Source organism: Sporosarcina koreensis (genome assembly GCF_042655825.1).
GTDB lineage: Bacteria > Bacillota > Bacilli > Bacillales_A > Planococcaceae > Sporosarcina > Sporosarcina koreensis.
This window is the reverse complement of record NZ_JBHSNP010000002.1, coordinates 332889-354519: the sequence shown is the minus strand read 5'-3', so window position 1 is coordinate 354519 and position 21631 is coordinate 332889. Positions and strand designations below refer to the sequence as shown.

The window sequence follows — 21631 nt, the reverse complement described above, 5'->3', positions numbered from 1 at the left end:
TTTTGATGCAAGACCGAAGCGACTCGAGGGGCTGGCGTCCATAGCTGGATGAATTCAGAATCCGCTCAACATATGAGCGGGTTTTTATTTATTAATTAACACTAATTTACAATACCTTTACATATTAACAATACTCACTTAACAATAAGCCATTAATATGTAGTTGTGAGGGAGATTCCTTCATCGACATTAGAACATAAACCTAGGGGAGGATTTATCAATGAAGTTCAAAAAGTCTCTTTTATTCATGATCATCGCTGCGTTTGCAGTTGTTCTTGCAGCATGTGGCAAAGATGGCGGCTCCACGGACAAAAACAATGCATCTGCGAAAGGTGCGGAACTGGAAGGCAGTGTCGCTATTGACGGTTCGGGAACAGTGTACCCGCTTATGGCACGTCTAGCTGAGGAGTATATGGTGAACGAACAAGAGAACGTATCCGTAGAAGTGAGCCGTGCGGGCACGAGTGCAGGCTTCAAGAAATTCCTCGTTGAAAACGGAACGGACTTCAACGACGCTTCCCGACAAATCAAAGACGAAGAAGCAGCTGAAGCGGATAAGCTCGGCATCGAAGTGAAAGAATTGAAAGTTGCCCTAGACGGCCTTACTTTCGTTATTAATAAAGAAAATGATTGGGCTACTGAAATGACGCCTGAACAATTGATCAGCATTTTCCTTGCTGATAGCAAGGTTGAAAAATGGTCGGACATCAACCCAGATTGGCCAGACGAAAAAATCAATGCAATGGGACCGAACGAAAACCACGGAACATATGAATTCTTCTATGAAAAAATCTTGGATAAACAAGATATGGACAGCTCAGTGAACTTGCAACAGGATTATTCGACACTTGTAAACCTTGTATCTAAAGATAAGAACGGTATCGCGTTCTTCGGATTCGGCTACTACGTCAATAACAAAGACAAGATGAATGCCGTTGCAGTGGACTTCGGAAACGGACCTGTCGAGCCGGCGCTAGATACGATCGCCGAGGATGGAGCTTATGCAGACTTCACCCGCCCGGTCTTCACATACTTGAATGTGAATCAAGCAAAAGAAAAGCCACAAGTGAAAGACTTTGCCATTTACGTCATGAACAATATTAATAAATTCGCAGGCGAAACAGGATTTGCACCGATTCCGGAAACTGAAGTAAAAGAAAACATCAGCTTCCTAGAAGGCCTGTAATAGCATCAAAAGCGCTGGAGTCTAGATGAGGGTAGGATGGAGGCATAAGCCTTCATCCTCTTGCATCTTACCGGAAGGGGTATCATTAATGATAAATCAAGAACTACCAAAAGCAGAAAAAACGAATATTCGGGACATGATCGACCAAAACCAACACGGTAATTCGATTAGAAGACGAATTGAACGGCTTATTCCCATCTTCCTCACATTGCTCGCCTCATTATCCGTCCTGACGACTATCGGCATCATTTGGACACTGTTATCCGAAACGGTTGAGTTTTTCAAGCGGGTGCCATTCCTCGATTTCTTTACGGGCACCGTCCTGAAACCGTTGAGCCAGAACCCTGAATTTGGGGTGCTTCCTTTATTGATGGGCACCGTCACTTCATCTTTGATTGCGATGGCGGTAGCTGTTCCGATCGGGCTGATGGCAGCCATTTACTTGAGTGAGTACGCCTCCCCGAAAGTACGGAAAGTCGTCAAGCCTGTGCTTGAGCTGCTGGCGGGAGTACCGACAATCGTCTATGGATTTTTCGCATTCACTTTTGTCACGCCGCTTTTACGTGAATTCATTCCAAGCCTCCAAGCGACGAATATTCTTAGCCCCGGCTTGGTGATGGGTGTCATGATCATCCCTATGATCGCCTCCCTATCCGAAGACGCGATGAGCTCCGTGCCGAACGCAATGCGTGAAGGCGCTTATGGATTAGGAGCGACGAAGCTTGAAGTGACTCGTAAAGTTGTCATCCCAGCGGCATTATCGGGCATCATTGCTTCGTTCGTGCTAGGGATCTCCCGTGCAATCGGGGAAACGATGATTGTGACGATTGCGAGCGGCAGTACGAAAAACTTCACTTTCGATATTACAAAATCGATGCAGACGATGACCGCTTATATCGTCGAAGTGACAGGCGGGGACGCCGCTGCAGGATCGACGGTCTATTACAGCTTGTATGCAGTGGCAATGACGCTGTTCGTTTTCACACTTGTGATGAACTTGATTGCAAGAGCTGTTTCCAAAAAGTTCAGGGAGGAATATTAAGATGAATCAACTGAGCGAAAAACAACATGTACGGCGGACGAAACGCCGTTTATTCCTGAACCGGTTTTCAAAGTCCATTTTCATGCTATCCGCGTTCTTTGGACTGTTCTTTCTTGTCGTATTGCTCGTCAAAGTTGTGAGTGACGGTATCGGTTCCATCAATTTGGATTTCTTGACCGGAAAATTATCGACGCAACCGGGACGCGCAGGCATCATGGGCGCGATTCTCGGAACGTTTTGGCTTATGCTGGTCGTCGCCCCCGTTACGATGTTCGTCGGAGTCGGCACGGCAATTTACTTGGAGATGTATGCGAAAAAAGGCCGCTTGGTCAGTTTCATTCAAACGAATATCTCCAATTTAGCCGGTGTCCCTTCCATCGTATACGGAATTCTCGGTTTGACTGTATTCGTTCGGGCGCTAGATCTTGGTAATGTTGTCCTTGCCGGCGGTTTGACGATGTCGCTGTTGATTTTGCCGATTGTCATCGTCGCGAGCCAGGAAGCGATCCGCTCCATCCCATTCTATTTAAGCGAGGCATCTTACGGACTGGGCGCAACGAAATGGCAAACGATTCAACGGATCATCTTGCCGGCTGCACTTCCAGGAATCTTGACGGGCGCGATTCTTTCCTTGTCCCGTGCAATCGGTGAAACGGCCCCGCTCGTCGTCATCGGAATCCCGGCATTGCTCATTCCGTTCCCGGGCGGCATCTTGGACCGCTTTACAGTGTTGCCTATGCAGATCTATTACTGGACACTGGATGCTTCGTTGGTCGCGGAATATGCCAATTTGGCAGCCGCCACGATTATTGTTTTGCTAGTGGCGTTGTTCGTTTTGAATTCCACGGCGATCATTATCCGGAATAAATTCCAGCGTGTGTTTTAATCGTGTTTTCTAATCGCATCCGATTGAGGGTGCGATTTTTTAATTCGTTACATAACCGCCTGAAGTGACACGGTGACTGCCTGATAATCCGCTCAAACCGCCTAATGCAGCATGGTGACCGCCTGATAACAGCTCCAAAAAAAAGGATGAAGGAAAGTTGTAACACTTTCCTTCATCCATCACATTTCTTATTCTTCTATACCCATTTCCTCACGAACAACTTCCGCGATGCGGTTGACGAAGCGTTCGCAGTCGTCGTGATTCGGTGATTCGACCATGACGCGGACGAGCGGCTCCGTTCCGGATGGACGGACGAGGATTCTGCCGTTGCCAGCCATCTCCTCTTCAACTTCCTTGATAACCGCTGCGACTTTTGCATTTTCAGTCACTTTGTTTTTATCCGTCACCCGGACGTTGACAAGCTCCTGCGGATAAACCGTCATCTCACTTGCAAGATCGGACAGCTTCCTACCTGTCCGCTTCATGATGTTGACAAGTTGCAAGGCAGTCAAGAGGCCATCGCCTGTCGTATTATAATCGAGGAAGATGATGTGGCCAGATTGTTCCCCGCCGAGATTGTAATTCCCTTTTCTCATCTCCTCGACGACGTAACGGTCACCGACAGCAGTTTTGACGCTCGTCATCCCGTGGCGCTCTAATGCTTTGTAGAAGCCGAGGTTGCTCATGATCGTGGAAACGATCGTGTCGGATTTCAATCGGCCTTTCGATTGGAGATGGTGGCCAATGATGAACATGATCTGGTCACCGTCAATGATCCGTCCTAGTTCATCGACCGCAATGAGACGGTCTCCATCCCCATCAAACGCTAGCCCGATGTCTGCGCCTTTATCTACCACAAGCTGGCTGAGGCCTTCCGGATGAGTCGACCCGACGCCGTCATTGATGTTCAAGCCATTCGGGGACGCACCGATTGTCGTCAAATCCGCATCCAGATCAGCAAAGACATGGGTTGCCAATGATGAAGTTGCACCATGCGCACAGTCAAGGGCGACATGAAGATCCGTGAAGTCTTCATCCACTGTCTGTTTCAAGTATTGGATGTATTTATGGCCGCCTTCAAAGTAATCCGTCACTGTGCCGACATCCGCACCTACCGGACGAGGCAGTTGATCCGACTCTTCATGCAAGAGGGATTCGATTTCATCTTCCTGCTCATCCGTCAATTTGAACCCGTCAGCACCGAAAAACTTGATGCCGTTATCCTCGAAAGGATTGTGGGATGCTGAAATCATGACACCTGCCTGTGCGTTCATGGCGCGCGTCAAATATGCGACACCCGGTGTGCTGATGATTCCGAGCCTCATCACTTCGATTCCCATCGACAACAGACCTGCAATTAATGCATTTTCCAGCAAATGGCCGGATATACGGGTATCCCGTCCAACAAGGACTTGTGCTTTCTCCTGGGATTCTTTCGTTAATACATGCCCGCCGATTCTGCCTAGTTTAAATGCAAGCTCCGGCGTTAATTCCTTATTTGCTATCCCACGGACGCCATCCGTTCCGAAATACTTTGTCATAATCCATACTCCCTTTCAATGCTCTTAATCAGCTTCTTCATCATGCAAGCCTAATTTCCAATGTCACTTCATTCTCTGAAAGCTTCCAAGCAATATTATCAGGACCTACTACAGTCAGCGGATATGAATGCTCCCCTTCCTGATCCGTCCCGGAAGCATCGACGCTAATATCAAAATCCGAACTTTCGAGTGATTTTATGACTTCCTCTTTGGCAGTCACCGTCACATCGACAACTCCATTTGCAGGTTTCAAAAAGGTGCTGCTATATTTCTCATCCAGCCCTTTCACAGTGACAGGGATGTTTTTAAATTCCTTAGTTACATCCTTTTCCACATCAGTTGTTGGTTCCATCGATACATCAGGCGGCGGATCCTCTCCATCCAAGATCGTCACGCTAATGTTCACTTTGATTTTCTCCTCAGAAAGCTTGGAAACTCCCGTTGGCTTTGGAAGGTTTATTTCTACTGTTCCTGATTCCTTCACTTTCGAGATATCGACATCCACCCGAAGTTCGTCAATGGACTCGAGCGTCTTCTGCGGACCGAAAAGAGTTACCGTATTCGTATCGGTGAAAACCGAGTCGATGACGATGTTCTCACCCGGCATTCCTCTTTGTCTGAGGACAACTGGAACCTCTTTGCTATTTTCTTTCACTTCTACCTTTACGTTCACCTCTTCGGGTTCGATCGTGACACTCAATTTATTCAGATCCCGGTCAAGCACCCGGACACGCGCTTTTTGTTCAAATGATTTATTGACGCCTGGATCTCCGGTTGCCGAAACCTTCACGAAGCTGATTGCTTCGATGACGCTTTTCGCGCCAGTCACTTGAATGGTCGCAGGCTCGACTTCCTTCTTCACGGCATTGAACCCTTCTGCAAGCAGCCGCTCATTAAATTCAGGCTCGACTGGGAACGTTTTTGTTACTTTCTCTTCGATGACGACGTCCACAGTGGCCGGTTCCAATCTGACATTCAGCTTATCTGATATGTTTTCAGCTTGGATCTTGACCGTATGTCGTCCTATCCGCTGTTCCCGCAAGTCGACCTTCAATGTAAAATCCTTCAACAGTTTTGTAGACTGGACGAGACTGGAAGGACCGTCGATTGCCATATTGACCGTCTTAGGGACTCCGGTCACGACGTAATTTTCATTATCAAAAAGGACTTCCACAGGCACATCGCGAATGATATCGTGTGAATCACCGATTGTAGAGCTCATCTTTTTTTCATTCTCCGACTGCACGGAAAAGAAAAGGATGATCGCAAGCGCCAATGCCGTGAAACGGAGAAACCATGGGCGATCCATTAAATTATCAACCATTTTTTTGTTTCCCCCATTTCCAGAATGGAGTAGAAGACGTTTCGGTTTCCGCCCCAAACCATATTTGACGAAGCTGCATCTCAAACTCATCCATGGATAGATTCCGATTGATATCCCCGTTAGCGGTAATACTGACGGCTCCTGTCTCTTCGGATACGACAACCGTAATGGCATCGGTCACTTCACTGATGCCGAGGGCCGCCCGGTGCCGTGTTCCAAGCTCCTTGGAAATGAAAGGATTTTCGGAGAGTGGCAAATAGCAACCCGCGGCCGCAATTCGATTCTTTTGCAAAATGACTGCTCCGTCATGCAACGGTGTGTTTGGAATGAAGATATTAATAAGCAGTTCTGATGTGACAATCGAGTTCAACGGAGTGCCGGTTTCAATATACTCGCTTAGACCTGTCTCCCTTTCAATCGATATGAGCGCCCCAATCCGCCGCTTCGCCATATAGCTTACCGACTTGGTGAACGCTTCAATCATACGGTCGCGTTCCTCTTCTTCCTGCATTGCCGATCTCGCAAACAAACGGCCTCTTCCAAGCTGCTCCAACGCACGGCGTATTTCGGGTTGAAAGAGAATAATTATCGCAAGGAAACCGAACATCAACACTTGATCCAACATCCACTTCAATGTATCAAGTCCAAGATATTCAGTAAAAATACGGGCAAATAAAATGACGAAAATCCCTTTTAACAGCTGTACTGCCTTCGTGCCTTTTATGATGGTGATCAATTTATAGAAAACAAACCAAACGAGAAGCACATCCACTATATTTTTCAGTATTTCAATCGGACTTGAGTTTGTAATCATTTCCCAACCAGGCATGCGCTTCCCTCACCTTCATCGCAAATTCTTTACTTCAGTATATCATACAGCCTTGTTTCAATGCTCCTGAAAACGAACAAGGACCGGTTACTAATGGGAACGTTTTGGTCGATGTTTTGTTTCCTCTACCTATGTGTCGATCGTTTGTTCATTTACTCTAAAAAACGACCGCTCTCCCGTTGCCAGGAAGGCGGTCGCTATCAACCTATTCTGCTTCAGGCTCCTCTTTGGAAGATGGGAAGATATCCTTGACGGTCGACTTGATCTTATACCACAGCCAGTCGAAAGCCTGATCAATTTCTTCGCTTTTCCCTGTAACGACAGCTGTTGAAGCCATATACTTTGATCCGCGTATTACGGTTACATTGCCATCCACTTGCCCTTCAATCCGGAGATTGCCGTTCTTGACGACGATGTCCCCTTTCACGACTTCTCCTGCAGGAACTACAACCGTTTCACCCTCGACGACGAGATTCGGCTGCTTTGTGAATGAAAACTGCTGATTATTGCCGAAGCTAGAAAAGAGCGTCGCGCTCATTAAAATTAAAAATAGTGCGGCCGCAGCCACGAGTGGGTGCCTGCGTAATAGTCGCTGAAAGCCTGCTTGCTTTTTTTCTTTCGGGAGACGTGCCATGACGCCTGAGACAAACCCTTCCGGTGCTTGGATTGGTGCAGCATCCTTCAGGAATAAAGCCGACATTTTTAAATCATCCATCATTTCTCTGCAATCTTCACATGTAGCTAAATGCTTTTGCAGCACCTGCTCATCTTCGCGGCTAATGTCCCCGTCTAAATACGCGTGCATTAAATGGATAACTGGTTCCTGACACGTATTCATACTTTATTCCCTCCTACATATTACCCATCTGTTTCCGCAGCGCTTCTCGTCCACGGTGAACTCGGGTCTTTACGGTTCCAAGCGGTAACTCTAAAATATCACTGATTTCCTGCAACGGCAATTCTTCCATATAGCGCAGAATAATGACGGTGCGGTATTTTTCGGGCAGCCGTCCAATCTCATACTGGACACGATCCTGCGCCTCCATACGCTCCACTTCTTCTTCCGGCAAGTCGCCGTCCGCTGCAATTTGCGAGTACATGTTCAGTCCGTCCGTTCCCGGCACTGTCGCATCGAGATAATAATCCGGCTTCTTTTTGCGGATTCTGTCGATGCATAAATTTGTTGCAATCCGAAATAGCCAAGTGGAAAACTTCCGTTTCTGATCGTACGTATGGATATTCACATATGCACGTACAAATGCTTCTTGAGCTATATCTTCCGCTTCCTGGGGATTGCCGAGCATTCGATAACAAACATGATACAGCCGATGTTGAAACATGGTGACAATTTCTTCGAATGCATCCTGATCGCCTTTGATCACTTGATTTATTCTTTTATTGACCAATTCATCCAATGACTTTCATCCTCCGCTCTATGCGGCTGTTCCTTCTATACGATTGAAGGGTTCAACAGGTTTCATTTTTTAATCCATATTTTTTATTTTACCAAAGATTGATAATTATTTCCGTTGTTTTGGGAAATTAGTTCAGAAAAAAGCACCTGGATCGGAATCCAAGCGCGCATTCTCATAATAATTTTTCTCCGAACAATGATCCCATCAGTCCGACTGCGACATCTGCAGTTTTGTTCTTTTCATCGAGAATCGGATTGACCTCGACGAATTCAGCGGATGTAATCATGCCCGAATCCTCAAGCATCTCCATTGCAAGATGGCTTTCCCGATAGCTGATTCCGCCAGGCACCGGCGTCCCGACTCCAGGTGTGTAGAGCGGATCGAGACCATCCAAATCCAAGGATAGATGGACGCCATCCACATTTTTGGATTGCAAATAAGCAATCGCTTCCTTCATGACCGAAGTCATGCCGTCCCGATCAATCTCATGCATCGTGAACACTTTCATTCCCAAATCTTTTATCAATATACGTTCACCCGGATCGACTGAACGGGCTCCGATAATGACAATGTTTTCAGGCTTCACTTTCTGCCCATCCTTATAAATATTCACTAATCTTTCGTGGCCCCGCCCCATCAGAACCGCTAGCGGCATTCCATGGATATTGCCTGAAGGTGACGTTTCCGCCGTATTCATGTCAACATGCGCATCATACCAGATGACGCCAAGGTTTTTATATTTCGAGGACAAGCCGGCAATCGTCCCGATGGCAATGCTGTGATCGCCCCCGAGAACGAGCGGAAAGTTCCCTTTTTCTACGACTTCCGCAACCCGATTTGCAAGTTCACTTGTTGCTTGGACGACTTCCTCTAAGTTTTTCAAGTTCGTAGCTTCGCGATCTTTATGCTCGACTGCGCTTACTTGGACATCTCCCTCATCCTTCAGCGTATGTCCGATCGCTTCCAATCTTTTTATCGCGCCCGCATAACGGATGGCGCTTGGTCCCATGTCAACGCCTCTGCGGCTTTGTCCGTAATCAAGCGGAACCCCTATTACTGATATATCCAATTTTCTCATATGTTCAGCCCCCCATTCCTATTGTAATTCGTTCAATGGAATGGCTCAACCTGACAAGTTTTCGGATATTTATTCATTTTTCGCACGTTCCGAAAATAAGAATTCACAGTCCGCCGGTGGCACAGGTTTGCTGAAGTAATATCCTTGCCCTTCCCGGCACCCTAAACTGTGAAGGATTTTCGCCTGCTCTTCCGTCTCGATCCCTTCTGCAATGACATTGAGCCCGGCCGTGTCCGCCAACGCGACAATCGCTTTGATGATTGCTCTGCTGTTTTCATTCACATCAATGTCCTTCACGAATGACATGTCGATTTTCACTGCGTCTGCCGGCAGTTCCTTAATATAACTGAACGTGCTGTATCCCGTGCCGAAATCGTCAATTGCGACGTGCATGCCAAAATCCCTTATCCATTGAATAGTCTCACGCATCTCATCCCGGTCCGCGAAAGATGTCTCAGTCAGTTCAATTTCAATTAGCTCTGGCTCAACTTTCTCTTCAAACAAAATCCGCTTGATCGTTTCAATGATTTCCGGATCTTCAAGCTGAACGGTCGACATATTCACCGCAATGCGGACAGGGCTGCATCCTTGACGTTTCCATTCGGCTGCCTGCCTGCAAGCTTCCCGCAAAATCCACTCGCCTAATGGGAGGATGATTTTCGTCTCCTCCGCTAAAGGTATGAACTTATCCGGCGGAATCCGGCCAAGATCCGGATGATTCCAGCGTACCAATGCCTCAACTCCCGATAAGTTTCGGCGTGACAAATTCATCTTTGGCTGATATTCCAATGTGAAATACCCCAATTTAACGCTTTTCCTTAATTCGTTTTCCAATAAAATGCGTTCCAATGTTCTGGTCGCTATTCCTGGCTCATACATTTTATAGTTCCCGCCGCCATTCTCCTTCACGTCATGAAGCGCATTTTCCGCTCTTCTTATAAGCTCCGACGCTGTCGTTGCATGTTTCGGAAAGAGTGCAACCCCACAGCTAATGGAAATGGTACATAGTTCACCGTGAATGCTAATCGGGTTTTCCAAGCAAGCCTTTATTTCCTCCGTCAGCCGCAGCGCTTCCTGTTCATTCACCGCCTGCGTTAGTGTAAATGCAAATTCATCACCCGATATACGTCCGATGATATCCTCCGCGCAAAGTATAGTTTTCAACCGCTCCGCGATAACCGACAACACATAGTCCCCCGAATCCTGGCCGAAGGAGTCATTGACATTGCGCAATCGGTCGATGTTTACATAAACCAAACCTAATCTTGAACCGTTTTTGCGTTTTCCTTCAAGATGTATGCGCAGTTTCGTGCTGAATGCACTGCGATTGAGCAAGGATGTGAGCTGGTCATTAAAAGCAAGATCGCGGTTCTCCTCTACAATCTTGCGGTAAACTTCCGCGTCCTTGCGTATTTTCTCCTCCATGAGCTTCCGTTCCGTAATGTCATAGCGGATGGAAATATAACGGTTCGGAATCCCCTTTTCATTCAAGAATGGGACAATCTTCGTATCGACCCAGTAGAAGCTGCCATCCTTTGCACGGTTGCGAATTTCCCCATGCCAGAGCTCCCCGCGCCCGATTGTGGCCCACATGTTTTTGAAGAACTCTTTTGGGTGATAGCCGGAATTAACGATGGAGTGTGTCGAGCCGATTAGCTCATCCGCTTCGTATTGGGACATTTTTATAAATAATTCATTGACGTAGGTGATTTTCCCAGTGCGGTCGGTGATCGCGACAATGGCTGATTGGTCTAGAGCATATGCGATATCGACAAGCATCGACTCGATGTCTTGTTGATTGTCTTCGCCCGTCATTTTCCGCATTCTGTTGTAATAGTTGTGCATGGGTACATATCCTTTCTACTGAAACGATGCCTGAGTGAGATTCATTTTAGCGGAGTTCTCGTTCATGGCCAAAGAGTTCTCGTTTCCTCAGTTGTCTCTACCTTAATAATGATACTCGTAAAATCTGTATTGGATGGGCTTGCTGTATGAACGTTTTTCGAAAGTATTGAGGGAAGGATTTTTGGCAATAAAAAAAATCCTATCTTTGGGATGGATTTGTTGGTGGTGGTATGTGGAATTTTTATGGAGTGCTTGCTGTGTTTAAAAGCATTTTGCTCGCAATCCCTGGTTATGGAATGCCTTGGTATTAAAACCTTTTGCTCCTAATCCCTTGCGGAATTACTCGCAAATCATTTTTTTCGCTTCTCGAAAAAAATGATTGGCTGGGGTAGCTGGATTCGAACCAACGAATGACGGAGTCAAAGTCCGTTGCCTTACCGCTTGGCTATACCCCAACGTTAAAATTGAGATAAGCTTCGCAATACTGCGTCAGCTTCACTCGTTCAGTCAGCCGCGTAACCTATTAATGCAATATGTATAAATGGTGGTGGGGGACGGATTCGAACCGCCGAACCCTGAGGGAGCGGATTTACAGTCCGCCGCGTTTAGCCACTTCGCTACCCCACCGGATTTAAAAATATTATAAAAAGGAAAACAAACATGGTGACCCCTACGGGATTCGAACCCGTGTTACCGCCGTGAAAGGGCGGTGTCTTAACCGCTTGACCAAGGGGCCATATACTAATTTAATTATGCCTTATGAATCGCACAAATGTTATAGTAACAAATTTAGTTTCATAATGCAAGTCTATTTTTCACTTCTTGCGTTCCAGTAGGAGTGGACATAAAAAAAGCGTCTTCCCTATGAAACTGAATCGCAAGTTTCATCTGGAGCTTCCAACCGGATTCGAACCGGTGACCTCTTCCTTACCATGGAAGCACTCTACCTACTGAGCTATGGAAGCATAAAAATGGCTCCGCAGGTAGGACTCGAACCTACGACCGATCGGTTAACAGCCGATTGCTCTACCACTGAGCTACTGCGGAATCGTAATTAATTGTTCCAACGACATTATTTAGTTTAGCCGAAAGCCGGGTAAAAATCAACCTTAATTTCATTACCCCGTAACGACTTTCTTATATTAGCATGTTCGAATCATATTGGTCAAGCCTATATCATAAAGTACCCTATAGATTTCGTTTCAAAGGGGATGTGACTTGAGAGCAAAACTATTACTTCTCATTTTCGTTTGCTGCATTGCCGCACTATTTTTTCCAAGCATGCCCGGATCGGATTCATTGAAGTCTGTTTTCCGCTTGACGGACGAGCCGAGTGAAGTCATCGTCAAAGGAATGTCGGGATCCGCTTTGACGATTAATATTTCATTCGGGGACAAGGAAGTGGAGCAGCTGGTCCGTGAGTTACAGGCACCTTATCCATTGCTTCTTCTAGATATGGATTGGGCCGAACGCTTTCCGGAAATCGTACAATTGATCAAGAAACGCAACATCCCGACCGGCTTATTGGGACATGCCGGGATGGATTATGAACAGAACATGCCTCTTCTGATTGAGCAGCTAGAAAAATATGAGGCTCTATTCGGCGCGAAGCCGTTATGGTTCAGAACTTCCGATGAACAATTCCCCTACTCTTTGCGAGGCGCGCTGTGGGATTCAGAGGTGAACGCCCTCGGTTCGTCTGTCCGCTGGCATACAGGAGAGCCGCCGCCTGTCATTGAAGGGGAAATCATTTCATTGCCACATCACCGCGAAGAGCGGATCACGCTAACTAATTTCAAAAAGCTGACTGAAACGCGGCAAAACAAATCATTGGAAGATGTCCTTTTCAACATGTCGATCAAAACGAAAAAAATACCTGAATAACCAAAAGCGCAGCGTTGGGAGCTAGCATTTTGAGGCTGTTATCCTGTTTTCCAATTTCCGGAGTCTAGACGTGACAAAAGCGCAGTTCCCCATTCATTTGAGGAACTGCGCTTTTCATCATTTCGCTTTTGCTGTACTTGCCGATTTACGTGCCTGTTTGCGTGCATCAAGCCTAGCCTTGTCCTCATCGGATTGGCGGTTGTACTTCGGCAGCATGAGAAGCTGGTATGCATTTACCGCGAGAAGCGGGAATAATAAAATGGTCACCCATGAATCGATATTGCCCGACCGCACCATCAATGCCGGCAGCCATTCGAGCGTCGTAATGACAATCATAAAAAACAAAGCGGAGATGAGTGTGTGCTTTTTCGTCCATTTCGCCTTCAAATAAGCCGTGACGACTGACACTGCCAATAATGAAAACAATAACGTCAGATACAGGATAGTCCGTCCTGTTTCCCCTGCTGTGAGCTTGAATCTGAAAAACACCAAGTCAAAGATGACAACAGCGATGATCAGCAGCTGCACCCAATTCCATAACGTCAATGTCTTGAATAAATTCACGCCGAATTGATGCACCGTCAAGTAGGCGAAAAAACCCATCTGCGCGACGACGCTCATCGTGAATCCAAGAAAAATCATCCATAGAAGTGCGCCGAGGAACTCCAAATATTCTCCGGCCGCTAAATATTGTGAAAAGAATTCCCAACGGACGATCAACCCTAGGATCCCCGTGACAACTCCTCCGATTATCAATGCAGTAAAAAAGAATTTAACCCAATTTCGTATGGTCACGATGCTGTTCCCCCGTTTTTAATTACTTCTAATAGTGTATCAACGTTTTGCCAAAAAATCTATTTCCTTGGATGCGCAATGCATATTCCTCTTCATATTGTGAACAATAATTGAAAACGCAATCGGAAGGGAAATTGATCTCATGATGAAAAAATGGGTTCATTTACTTGTACTTGCCATAATCTTATCGGGCTGCAGCATGCAACAGCAAGGACCGAATTATGATGAAATGAAGAAGATGATGACGGATGCCCTTCAAACGGATGAAGGGAAAAAGGCTGTCAGAAAAATGCTTTCCGATCCCGAGTTCAGAGAATTGATGGTGTTGGAGCAACCGGAAGTGAAAAAGTCCATCGAAGATACATTATTGTCGAAGAAGGGCGAGGAGTTTTGGAAGCATGCATTCGAAGACCCGAAATTCAGCGAGACAATCGCGAAAAGCATGAAAGATCAACAGCAGGACATCATGAAACATTTAATAAACGATTCTTCATTCCAAAAAGAAATGGTGGAGTTTTTCGGCCAAGCCGATATGCAAAAACAGCTGGAAACTATTTTGCAGTCGGCAAATATGAAAAAACAAATGGAGAAATCCATTGAAGAGACGATTAATAGCCCGTTGCTTAAGGCGAAATGGCAGGAACTGATCCTCAAAGCTGGTGAAGTGACACCAACCGAAAAAGGCGGTGGCGGACAATCCGGCGGCGGCGGTGGTGGCGGTGGTGGCGGCGGACAATCTGGTGGTGGAAACCAAAAAAGCGGCGGCGGAGGCAAATGACCTCCACCGCCTGCTTTTTAGTTTTGTGTTTTATCGATAACTGCCTGTGCAATTTTCGCGTACGTTTCACCGATTGGATGATGCTCCGCATAGACGGACGGTGCAAAATCGGTTTCATTCCAGTCAGGCTGTCCGAGTGGAATTTGGCCGAGCAGCTCGGTACGTAATTCTTCCGCCAACCGAGTGCCTCCCCCTTGTCCGAATACGTATTCCTTTTCGTTTGTCAGCTTCGACTCGAACCACGCCATGTTTTCAATAACGCCTAACAGTGCATGATCCGTTTGGAGAGCCATCGCCCCAGCACGCGCTGCAACAAATGCGGCTGTTGGATGAGGAGTCGTCACGACAATCTCCTTCGAGGATGGGATCATTTGGTGAACATCTAGCGCGACGTCCCCTGTTCCAGGCGGCAAGTCCAGGATGAGGTAGTCCAGCGGGCCCCAATCCACATCGCGGAAGAACTGATCCAGCACTTTTCCAAGCATCGGTCCGCGCCATACGACCGGTGCGTTGTCCTCTACAAAGAACCCCATTGAAATCACTTTCACACCAAAGCGCTCTACCGGAATGATCCGGTTTTCTTTAATGACAGGCAACTCTGTAATACCCATCATATCCGGCACGCTGAATCCGTAAATATCCGCGTCAATCAAGCCTACCTTTTTCCCAAGGCGTGCGAGTGCAACCGCCAAGTTCACAGAAACGGTCGACTTCCCGACTCCGCCTTTTCCGGATGCAATCGAAATGAATTCAATATCATTCAGCGGAGACAATAAATCCTGTGCTTCCGCCTCCGTTGCCGTTCCGCGGAATTTTTCAAGCGTTTCGGCTGGAAGCTCTTCAAATCGGATACCGACTGAATCCGCACCCGCCGCTTTTATCACTTCGACCACTTTCATCTGCAAATTCATTTGTTCCGCCGTGTTGACTTTAGCGATGGCCAATTTTACACTGACATGCTTCTTCTCGGGCTTGACCGATACACTAACAATCCCATCGGTTTCCGCCAAAGTTTTATGTAAAAACGGATCCTTCAACTCGCCTACAACATCACGGACAATTTGTTCGTTTATCATTTTGGCCACTCCTTAGAGGTTTATTCATTCTCCTCTAAGTATACCATATTGCTTAGTTAGCAAAGTTAGGATTCAGCTTCATTGTTTATCGGACAAATGATATTGGACGATTCCATCCACGATAGCATCCGCCACTTTGCCATGATAGGCAGGGTCCGTCAACAATGCCCGTTCGTCAGGATTGGAAATGAAACCCGTTTCGACGAGAACGGCAGGCATCGGAACCTTTTTCAGCAAATAAACGCCCTTGATGGACAATGCTTCGCGATCCGTATTCTTCAACCTTTCCTTGAATGAATTTTGGATTGACTTCGCTAACATTTCACCGCCCTCAGCGCCTTCTGCATGGTAAAATACTTGAGCCCCTCTCCATCTTGACTCAGGAATTGCATTGACGTGGACGCTGATGAATAAATCCGGATTCTCTTCGATTGTAATGCTTTCCCGCAGCTTTAGATCAGCAAATTTGCGCTCACGGTTCGTTCCAAACTTGTCACTCGGTGCATGCTCCGCAATCGCGTCACCGTCTTTCTCACGCGTCATAACAACCACCGCGCCCTTTTTCTCAAGCCTCTTTTTCAACTCATGGGAAATACTTAGCGTAATATCCCTTTCCACTACATCGCCAGAAGAGGCTCCTCCGTCCAATCCGCCATGCCCGGGGTCAATGACTATTTTCACGCCCCCAAGCTGTTCTGGCATGAAAAACCCTCTATCCGAGGCATTCACACCGTAGAGCACAACAAGAAGAGAGCTCGCAAATAACAACCCGATGATAAGCCATCGTTTCAATCTCACACCGCCTTTTTCCTCCACTATACGCACACCTTGGCCAAGATATGAATGCTTGTATTAACAAAAGCGAAGGGTGGCGAGACCGGTGCTCCTAACGCTTCGCTTTTACTCGCAAAAGCCGTTCTTCGTGACGGCTTTCACTGCGACAGGCATAAGGCGGATCTGCGAAACGGCGCTTTTTGCCGTGCAGCGGAGCTGACTTATGACCCGAGCAGTTGCCACCCGGAGTCTGGACGCCAACAAAAGCGGAGGGTGTTACACGGAAACAAAAAAAGAGCCAATTCGGCTCTTTTTTCGCATTACTTATTCAACATTCCCTTGCCAGTCCAACATGCCGCCGACCATATTCGTCGCGTCATAGCCTTGCGCCTCTAGGAACTCTGCTGCACGTCCACTGCGACCGCCTGATCGGCAAATGATCACATACGGTGTTGCTTTATCAAGTTCACTAAGGCGGTCCGGAACTTCTCCTAACGGAATATGGATTGCGCCTGGAATCATGCCTTGCTCAACTTCTTCATCTTCGCGGACATCGATCATATGCAATGTTGCGCCATTCTCCAACTGTTGCTGGAGTTCAGTTGTTGTAATTTCCTTCATGCCGATTCCTCCTCTTGTTCATTCCCTTCATATTATAGAGGTGCTGGATCTTCAGTCCAATCTTTTGAACTTAAGTGGAAATTAAATCAACATCCCGGCAATGGCCGCACTCGTCAGATTGGCAAGTGTCGCCGCAATGATTGCTCGGAATCCCATCTCCGCAATGTCTTGTCTTCGCGAAGGTGCCATTCCCCCTAAACCGCCAATGAGCATGGCTAGCGCTGATAGATTGGCGAAGCCACATAGCGCAAAGCTGATCATGGCGACGCTCTTAGGTGACAGATTGGCTATTTCAGATGCAAAGGAAGTGTAGGCAACAAATTCGTTGAGAATAAATTTTTGCCCAATGAATGAAGCAGCTTGTAATGCTTCATCCCAAGGAACACCAATGAGGAAGGCAATTGGGAAGAAAAGATACCCTAATATTTTTTCGAGCGTCAACGATTCAAATCCAAAAATACCGCCTATCGCTCCAGTGATCAGGTTGATTAGATAAATGATAGAGATGAACGCGATTAGCATGGCACCTACACCAACCGCAATTTTCAATCCATCCATCGCTCCTCGTGATGCCGCATCGATGACGTTTCTGGATTCCGTGTCTTTTACCATTCGAACATCTTCGGTTGTGTTTAACGTCACAGTCTGGGGGACGATGATTTTTGCAAATAACAATCCTGCCGGGGCCCCCATGAAAGCTGCCGCTAACAAATATTCGATAGGGACGCCTAACATGGCGTAACCGCCTAATACCGCACCTGATACGCACGCTAAGCCCCCAACCATTACTGCAAACAACTCTGACCTAGTCATTTTTTCAATATAAGGTTTGACGACTAATGGGGCTTCCGTCGGACCAAGAAAGATATTGGCAGCAGCCGACATCGATTCGGTCTCACTCGTCTTGAGTGCCTTCGCCAAGAGCCCGCCAAGGATTTTCGTCAAAAATTGCATAATCCCTAAATAATAAAGTACCGATACTAAGGAAGCAAAGAAGATGATAATGGGCAGCACTTGAAATGCGAAGGTGAAGCCTGCACCCTCTGCCCCTAGTACTCCTCCAAACAAAAATTGAATTCCTTCATTGGATGAGTCGATCACTTTCTGAACAATTCCTGAAATGTATTCTAAGATTTTTCTTCCGAAACTCCATTTTAGCACCGCAAAGCCAAAAATAATCTGGATGGCCAAAGCGCCAAAAACAGTTCTTGGATTGATTGATTTTCGAGCTGTTGATAGGCACCATGCAATCGCTAATATCCCAATGATGCCGCCAATCCCCCAGATGTATTGCATAGTATCGCTCCTGTCATATTAAAATTGAGTTGATCATTCGTTATTACTTGGAGTTTTCTCCGCTCACTTGCTTCGCCAATTCTGTAATGTAGTCGAAGAAAGCGTCCCGATCCACATCATAAACGACATTTACAGGGCGTCCGTCAGGGGTTTCTACTGTACGTCCCTGACTCGGTCCATCCGGAATGACAATACTGTTCACCGTCTTTACGTCAACAAGAGTTGTATTCCCGATAAACGCAGTTGTTAACACGTCCCATAAATAGTACGTGGAATTTGTTTTAAAGTGGACGAGCGGTGGCACCATTGCATAACATTGACCAAGAAAGTCAACACCGATATAGTTACGCTCTTTCGCCCAGCGTTCACGTACGTCCAACGTCAAAGGCACTTGATTTGTACTTTCTAGCGCGACCAAATCAATTTCGATGCTTGTTTCCCAAACCCGTGCCGCTGCTTCCGGATCCCAAAACGCATTCCACTCAGCAGTTCCATCATGCTCGGGCTCATGAACATTGCCATCTTCACGGAAAGTCCCGCCCATCCAAACAAGTCTTTCAATTTTCTCTTCAATATCCGGCGCTTCGTCCAATGCGCGGGCAAGATCAGTAAGTGGACCTGTGAACAATAATGTCGTCTTTTCTGAAGTGTTGCGGATTGCATCGATCATATGGAGATGTGCCGGCTTTTCCGCAACTGGCGTATCAATTTTTCCGGATTCATTTAGAATCGGAAGTGCATCGACAAGAAATGCATGCATTCTCCAGTCTTTAGGAAAAGGATTCTTTCCACGAGAGTTCGATTCGGCTACATCGAGTTTTACACCATTTCCAAAGCGATCTATGATTTTCCGGCTTGCATATACGGCTGGCTCTAAATAGCAATCGGCAGGAATGACCGATACGCCTGTCAATTCAACATTATCCATTCGAAGCAATAAGAATAATGATATGAGATCATCTACACCGCCGTCGTGGTTGAAATAAATAGGTTTTTTCGTCATGCTAATCCATCCTTTGCTTTGAATTGATATGGCTAGTCTCCCGTTATTAGAGAGAAGATATTCATATGCTCCGTCCGTCATTTCATCTTCCAAATGAATACAAAAAAACCGGGGGATAACATCCACCCGGTTTACAGATCTACAAAAAATAACGGAAATAGTATATTTCCATTCATTCATGTAGTCCGGTAGTTTACGGTTACCAGGTAGAAACGCTTGTGCCATATTCACAAGCATATACATTTACTATTCAATTGTTAGAACTGCGCGGTTTTGCGAAGCTGTTTTTTTACTTTACATTTATAGCATAGAAACTTTAGCATAGTCAATAAAGATACGAATGTTATTTAATTTCGATAACTCATCTTTCGTGTTTCCGCTTTCAAGGTAAAGAAAATTCTATAAAACAAAATTAATACTACTTAATTTCTATTTTTATAAATAAAAAACCCCTTCCCGATAAACTCGGGAAAGGGCTGTACATATTCGTAGATTAACGTTTTGAGAACTGAGGTGCACGACGCGCGCCTTTAAGACCGTATTTTTTACGTTCTTTCATGCGGGAGTCACGAGTAAGCAATCCTGCAGCTTTCAATGTGCCGCGGAAGTCAGGGTCTACAGTAAGTAGAGCACGAGCTACGCCGTGGCGGATTGCGCCTGCTTGACCAGTGTAACCGCCGCCGTGGACGTTTACATGGATGTCATAGCTGCCAAGTGTTTGAGTAGCTACAAGTGGTTGCTTGATCACTTCACGAAGTGTTTCGAATGGTACGTAGTCTTCTACGTCACGGTTGTTGACGACAATTTTACCTTCGCCAGGTACGAGACGTACACGAGCTACTGAGCTTTTACGACGGCCAGTGCCGATATATTGTACTTGTGCCAAAAGTGTTTCCTCCTCTTAATTATCCGCGAAGCTCGTATGCTTCTGGTTTTTGTGCCGTATGTGGATGTTCCGGTCCAGCATAGACATGAAGTTTTTTGATTGTTTGACGACCTAGAGGACCTTTTGGAAGCATCCCTTTAATCGCAAGTTCCAACATTTTTGTTGGATAGTTTGTACGCATTTCAAGAGCAGTACGTTGTTTAAGATTACCTGTATAGCCAGTGTGGCGATAGTAGATTTTATCTTTTAATTTATTCCCAGACAATTGGATTTTCTCAGCGTTGATGATGATGACGTGATCGCCAGTGTCAACGTGTGGTGTGAACGTAGGTTTGTTTTTGCCGCGCAAAATTGCTGCAACTTCAGAAGCTAGACGACCAAGCGTCTGTCCTTCAGCGTCGACAACGAGCCATTTACGCTCTACTTCGTGACCTTTAGCCATGAATGTTGTACGCATGTATTGTTTCCTCCTAAAATTTCAATCTGTTCCGTTGTTTTCTCTATCCCTAAACACAAATAAACTTTCCGGGGCTTATTGTGGGGTTATTGAAATACCATTTATCATCTTATAGTAAAAGCGATCATCCGTCAAGCGTTTTGTTAGAAAACGCCAGGAAAAGTTGACACGGGTTTAGTACGTGACATTCATCAAGTACAAACCGTGTGCTGGCGCGGTTTTGCCGGCCTTTTTACGGTCCTTCGCCTCCAGAATTTCCTTCATGTCGCACGGCTCGTTCCAGCCGATCCCGACAGCGAAAAGCATGCCCGCAATCGTCCGGACCATATTGTACAAAAAACCGTCGCCTTCTACTGTCATGATCAGCTCTTCACCGTGCCGTTCTATCGTCAATTCTCGGACCGTCCGCACTTTATTCTCTGTCGCGGTCTTGGACGAGCAGAAACTTGTAAAATCATGCGTGCCGATAATATACTTGGCTGCCTCGCGCATCCTGTCAATGTCCGGACGCCACTTCCCCAAATGGACGGAATAGTTCCGTTCAAACGGGCTTTGCACTTCGCTAGATGTCCATTTGAACATATACGTTTTCCCCGTCGCGGAATACCGCGCATGAAAATCATCATCCACAAGTTCCGTTTTGACGATCCGTACATCTTTCGGCAATAAAACATTCAACGCCATTTGCCAGCGATCGAGCGGAAGCTCCAAAGGCGTGTCAAAATGGATTACCTGGCCCCATGCATGCACACCGGCATCCGTCCTGCCGCTCGCGACCGAGTAAATGGAACTGTCCTTATGAAGCTTTACAAGCGCCTTATCGATAACGGATTGCACCGTCCGCATATTCGGCTGAAACTGGTAGCCTGCATAGCCAGTGCCGTCGTAGGCGACCGTAGCTTTAACCCGTCTCAT

21 protein-coding genes, 5 tRNA genes and 1 riboswitch are annotated in these 21631 nt (G+C 46.5%); of the genes, 5 read left to right on the top strand and 21 right to left on the bottom strand.

All coding sequences use genetic code 11. From position 1 onward, the window contains the following. The first annotated feature begins 220 nt into the window (after nucleotides 1–220). The 3 genes from ACFPTP_RS01830 to pstA all read left to right on the top strand — a co-directional run bounded on the left by ACFPTP_RS01830 (nucleotide 221) and on the right by pstA (nucleotide 3114). Nucleotides 221–1186, top strand: a complete 966-nt coding sequence (locus tag ACFPTP_RS01830) for a PstS family phosphate ABC transporter substrate-binding protein (RefSeq protein WP_381441687.1) — start codon at nucleotides 221–223, stop codon at nucleotides 1184–1186. Nucleotides 1187–1274: 88 nt separating this feature from the next. After that, nucleotides 1275–2228, top strand: a complete 954-nt coding sequence (gene pstC / locus ACFPTP_RS01825; RefSeq protein WP_381441686.1) for a phosphate ABC transporter permease subunit PstC — start codon at nucleotides 1275–1277, stop codon at nucleotides 2226–2228. Between the two features lies 1 nt (nucleotide 2229). Continuing rightward, complete coding sequence (gene pstA / locus ACFPTP_RS01820) at nucleotides 2230–3114, top strand: phosphate ABC transporter permease PstA (protein ID WP_381441685.1); 885 nt, start codon at nucleotides 2230–2232, stop codon at nucleotides 3112–3114. Nucleotides 3115–3302: 188 nt separating this feature from the next. Here pstA and glmM read toward each other — a convergent pair whose 3' ends face one another. The 12 genes from glmM to ACFPTP_RS01760 form a co-directional block, all read right to left on the bottom strand. After that, a complete protein-coding gene (gene glmM / locus ACFPTP_RS01815; protein WP_381441684.1) occupies nucleotides 3303–4655 on the bottom strand; it encodes a phosphoglucosamine mutase in 1353 nt (450 codons plus the stop codon). Nucleotides 4656–4695: 40 nt separating this feature from the next. After that, entirely contained in the window at nucleotides 4696–5979 is a 1284-nt protein-coding gene (locus ACFPTP_RS01810) for a CdaR family protein (RefSeq protein WP_381441683.1), read from the bottom strand. Next, a complete protein-coding gene (gene cdaA, locus ACFPTP_RS01805; RefSeq protein WP_381441682.1) occupies nucleotides 5972–6808 on the bottom strand; it encodes a diadenylate cyclase CdaA in 837 nt (278 codons plus the stop codon). Before cdaA ends, ACFPTP_RS01810 begins: the two co-directional genes overlap by 8 nt. A gap of 205 nt (nucleotides 6809–7013) precedes the next feature. After that, the gene (locus ACFPTP_RS01800; RefSeq protein ID WP_381441681.1) at nucleotides 7014–7646 is read right to left on the bottom strand and encodes a zf-HC2 domain-containing protein; all 633 of its coding nucleotides are present in this window, start codon (nucleotides 7644–7646) and stop codon (nucleotides 7014–7016) included. Between the two features lie 13 nt (nucleotides 7647–7659). Then, entirely contained in the window at nucleotides 7660–8223 is a 564-nt protein-coding gene (gene sigW, locus ACFPTP_RS01795) for an RNA polymerase sigma factor SigW (RefSeq protein WP_381441680.1), read from the bottom strand. A 172-nt stretch (nucleotides 8224–8395) separates the two neighbouring features. Further along, nucleotides 8396–9301 carry an arginase gene (gene rocF, locus ACFPTP_RS01790; protein ID WP_381441679.1) on the bottom strand — a complete coding sequence of 302 codons (906 nt, stop codon included), beginning with the start codon at nucleotides 9299–9301 and terminating at the stop codon, nucleotides 8396–8398. 69 nt (nucleotides 9302–9370) lie between these two features. Next, nucleotides 9371–11146, bottom strand: coding sequence for a putative bifunctional diguanylate cyclase/phosphodiesterase (locus ACFPTP_RS01785; protein ID WP_381441678.1), 1776 nt, complete (start codon nucleotides 11144–11146; stop codon nucleotides 9371–9373). A gap of 380 nt (nucleotides 11147–11526) precedes the next feature. Then, nucleotides 11527–11601 (bottom strand) — tRNA-Gln (locus tag ACFPTP_RS01780). 87 nt (nucleotides 11602–11688) lie between these two features. After that, a tRNA-Tyr gene (locus ACFPTP_RS01775) sits at nucleotides 11689–11773 on the bottom strand. 34 nt (nucleotides 11774–11807) lie between these two features. After that, nucleotides 11808–11882: transfer RNA gene (locus ACFPTP_RS01770), tRNA-Glu, on the bottom strand. A gap of 153 nt (nucleotides 11883–12035) precedes the next feature. Beyond that, nucleotides 12036–12111: transfer RNA gene (locus ACFPTP_RS01765), tRNA-Thr, on the bottom strand. Nucleotides 12112–12118: 7 nt separating this feature from the next. Next, nucleotides 12119–12193 (bottom strand) — tRNA-Asn (locus ACFPTP_RS01760). 171 nt (nucleotides 12194–12364) lie between these two features. Between ACFPTP_RS01760 and ACFPTP_RS01755 the strand changes: the two genes are divergently transcribed. After that, nucleotides 12365–13030 (top strand): polysaccharide deacetylase family protein, encoded by a 666-nt coding sequence (locus tag ACFPTP_RS01755; protein WP_381441677.1) that lies wholly within the window; start codon nucleotides 12365–12367, stop codon nucleotides 13028–13030. A gap of 117 nt (nucleotides 13031–13147) precedes the next feature. Here the strand turns inward: ACFPTP_RS01755 and ACFPTP_RS01750 are convergent, their stop codons facing one another. After that, a complete protein-coding gene (locus ACFPTP_RS01750; RefSeq protein ID WP_381441676.1) occupies nucleotides 13148–13825 on the bottom strand; it encodes a KinB-signaling pathway activation protein in 678 nt (225 codons plus the stop codon). Between the two features lie 142 nt (nucleotides 13826–13967). Between ACFPTP_RS01750 and gerD the strand changes: the two genes are divergently transcribed. Beyond that, nucleotides 13968–14603 carry a spore germination lipoprotein GerD gene (gene gerD / locus ACFPTP_RS01745; RefSeq protein WP_381441675.1) on the top strand — a complete coding sequence of 212 codons (636 nt, stop codon included), beginning with the start codon at nucleotides 13968–13970 and terminating at the stop codon, nucleotides 14601–14603. Nucleotides 14604–14620: 17 nt separating this feature from the next. On the opposite strand, the gene ACFPTP_RS01740 is transcribed toward gerD, so the two are convergent. The 8 genes from ACFPTP_RS01740 to truA form a co-directional block, all read right to left on the bottom strand. Continuing rightward, the gene (locus tag ACFPTP_RS01740) at nucleotides 14621–15679 is read right to left on the bottom strand and encodes an Mrp/NBP35 family ATP-binding protein (RefSeq protein WP_381441673.1); all 1059 of its coding nucleotides are present in this window, start codon (nucleotides 15677–15679) and stop codon (nucleotides 14621–14623) included. 78 nt (nucleotides 15680–15757) lie between these two features. After that, nucleotides 15758–16471 (bottom strand): N-acetylmuramoyl-L-alanine amidase, encoded by a 714-nt coding sequence (locus ACFPTP_RS01735; RefSeq protein ID WP_381441672.1) that lies wholly within the window; start codon nucleotides 16469–16471, stop codon nucleotides 15758–15760. 306 nt (nucleotides 16472–16777) lie between these two features. After that, the gene (locus ACFPTP_RS01730) at nucleotides 16778–17074 is read right to left on the bottom strand and encodes a rhodanese-like domain-containing protein (protein WP_381441671.1); all 297 of its coding nucleotides are present in this window, start codon (nucleotides 17072–17074) and stop codon (nucleotides 16778–16780) included. A gap of 81 nt (nucleotides 17075–17155) precedes the next feature. After that, nucleotides 17156–18370, bottom strand: coding sequence for a NupC/NupG family nucleoside CNT transporter (locus tag ACFPTP_RS01725; RefSeq protein ID WP_381441670.1), 1215 nt, complete (start codon nucleotides 18368–18370; stop codon nucleotides 17156–17158). Nucleotides 18371–18413: 43 nt separating this feature from the next. Then, entirely contained in the window at nucleotides 18414–19373 is a 960-nt protein-coding gene (locus ACFPTP_RS01720; RefSeq protein ID WP_381441668.1) for a nucleoside hydrolase, read from the bottom strand. 161 nt (nucleotides 19374–19534) lie between these two features. Further along, a riboswitch (purine riboswitch) is annotated at nucleotides 19535–19636 on the bottom strand. Nucleotides 19637–19866: 230 nt separating this feature from the next. Further along, a complete protein-coding gene (gene rpsI / locus ACFPTP_RS01715; RefSeq protein WP_147057408.1) occupies nucleotides 19867–20259 on the bottom strand; it encodes a 30S ribosomal protein S9 in 393 nt (130 codons plus the stop codon). Nucleotides 20260–20278: 19 nt separating this feature from the next. Further along, complete coding sequence (gene rplM, locus ACFPTP_RS01710; RefSeq protein WP_381441667.1) at nucleotides 20279–20716, bottom strand: 50S ribosomal protein L13; 438 nt, start codon at nucleotides 20714–20716, stop codon at nucleotides 20279–20281. Between the two features lie 174 nt (nucleotides 20717–20890). Further along, nucleotides 20891–21631 carry a tRNA pseudouridine(38-40) synthase TruA gene (truA, locus tag ACFPTP_RS01705; protein WP_381441665.1) on the bottom strand — a complete coding sequence of 247 codons (741 nt, stop codon included), beginning with the start codon at nucleotides 21629–21631 and terminating at the stop codon, nucleotides 20891–20893.

Bases quoted from the DNA above. Each gene is read 5' to 3' on its own strand.
- truA (WP_381441665.1), bottom strand. From the start codon at position 21,631: ATGAGACGGGTTAAAGCTACGGTCGCCTACGACGGCACTGGCTATGCA.
- pstC (WP_381441686.1), top strand. From the start codon at position 1,275: ATGATAAATCAAGAACTACCAAAAGCAGAAAAAACGAATATTCGGGAC.
- ACFPTP_RS01725 (WP_381441670.1), bottom strand. From the start codon at position 18,370: ATGCAATACATCTGGGGGATTGGCGGCATCATTGGGATATTAGCGATT.
- cdaA (WP_381441682.1), bottom strand. From the start codon at position 6,808: ATGCCTGGTTGGGAAATGATTACAAACTCAAGTCCGATTGAAATACTG.
- gerD (WP_381441675.1), top strand. From the start codon at position 13,968: ATGATGAAAAAATGGGTTCATTTACTTGTACTTGCCATAATCTTATCG.
- rplM (WP_381441667.1), bottom strand. From the start codon at position 20,716: ATGCGTACAACATTCATGGCTAAAGGTCACGAAGTAGAGCGTAAATGG.
- pstA (WP_381441685.1), top strand. From the start codon at position 2,230: ATGAATCAACTGAGCGAAAAACAACATGTACGGCGGACGAAACGCCGT.
- rocF (WP_381441679.1), bottom strand. From the start codon at position 9,301: ATGAGAAAATTGGATATATCAGTAATAGGGGTTCCGCTTGATTACGGA.
- ACFPTP_RS01785 (WP_381441678.1), bottom strand. From the start codon at position 11,146: ATGCACAACTATTACAACAGAATGCGGAAAATGACGGGCGAAGACAAT.
- ACFPTP_RS01830 (WP_381441687.1), top strand. From the start codon at position 221: ATGAAGTTCAAAAAGTCTCTTTTATTCATGATCATCGCTGCGTTTGCA.
- ACFPTP_RS01810 (WP_381441683.1), bottom strand. From the start codon at position 5,979: ATGGTTGATAATTTAATGGATCGCCCATGGTTTCTCCGTTTCACGGCA.
- glmM (WP_381441684.1), bottom strand. From the start codon at position 4,655: ATGACAAAGTATTTCGGAACGGATGGCGTCCGTGGGATAGCAAATAAG.
- ACFPTP_RS01730 (WP_381441671.1), bottom strand. From the start codon at position 17,074: ATGAAGGAAATTACAACAACTGAACTCCAGCAACAGTTGGAGAATGGC.
- ACFPTP_RS01740 (WP_381441673.1), bottom strand. From the start codon at position 15,679: ATGATAAACGAACAAATTGTCCGTGATGTTGTAGGCGAGTTGAAGGAT.
- ACFPTP_RS01800 (WP_381441681.1), bottom strand. From the start codon at position 7,646: ATGAATACGTGTCAGGAACCAGTTATCCATTTAATGCACGCGTATTTA.
- ACFPTP_RS01720 (WP_381441668.1), bottom strand. From the start codon at position 19,373: ATGACGAAAAAACCTATTTATTTCAACCACGACGGCGGTGTAGATGAT.